Origin of the sequence: Staphylococcus sp. HMSC061G12, assembly GCF_001838465.1 — a bacterium.
GTDB classification, from domain to species: Bacteria; Bacillota; Bacilli; order Staphylococcales; family Staphylococcaceae; genus Staphylococcus; species Staphylococcus simulans.
Genome location: NZ_KV837157.1, coordinates 21,365 through 22,236 on the forward strand (window position 1 = coordinate 21,365; position 872 = coordinate 22,236).

The following is an 872-nucleotide window of genomic DNA, read 5'->3' on the forward strand; positions in this document are numbered from 1 at the left end:
CATCTAAAGCATCTTGATGTTCTTTCGCTGCGATGGCATCATTAATTGCTTTTGTAGCATCTGCCACTTCTTGTGGTGTTGCATTGCCATCAGCTTTAACTTTTTCACCCGCCGCTACAGCATCTTGAACGGCTTTATCTTCAGCATCAGCAGGATTCAATTCACCTAAAGCGTTCGCTTTATCAATCGCTGCTTGTAAAGCGGCTTTGTCTGACTTAGCTTGTAATGCATTTTCTGCATCAATTAATGCTTGAGTTGCTTCTTTGATTTCTTCAGTTGTTTTCGCATCTGGATTTGCAACAATCGCTTTACCAGCTTCCTCTTTTTCAGTTAATGGTGCAACTGTGTTTGGAGTGAAGTTGTCTTTGTTAATTTTAGCGACTTTTTCTAACTCTGCTTTTAATGCATCTAAAGCGTCTTGTTTAGCTTTCGCTGCTGCTTGAGCTTCTTTTGCATCTTGTGCATTCTTAGCGTTCACTGCATTTTCTAAAGCTTCTTTTGCCGCATCAACATCTGCTTGAGAAGCATTAGGATCTGCTTGAACTTCTTTCGCTTTATTTAAAGCATCTTGGACTGCTTTATCTTCTGCGTCTGTTGGATCTAAAGTTAGACCGTCAGCATTTGTAATAGCTTTGTTTAACTCATCTTTATTAGCTTTTGCTTCTAAAGCTTTTTGAGCATCAGTGATTGCTTTGGCTGCGTCTTTCAACTCTTGTGGAGTCTTAGTCGCATCTGCTTTTGCAGTTTCACCTGCTTTAACCGCATCCTCTAAAGGTTTCACTGTATTTGGTTTGAAGTCATCTTTATTGACTGCGTTTGCTGCATCGATTGCTTTTTGTAATTCATCTAAAGCATCTTGATGTTCTTTCGCT

At 39.7% G+C, this 872-nt stretch carries 1 pseudogene; it reads right to left on the reverse strand.

Annotation, left to right across the window (positions count from 1 at the left end):
* Positions 1–872, reverse strand: a pseudogene (locus tag HMPREF2937_RS13805) (FIVAR domain-containing protein); the annotation flags it as partial.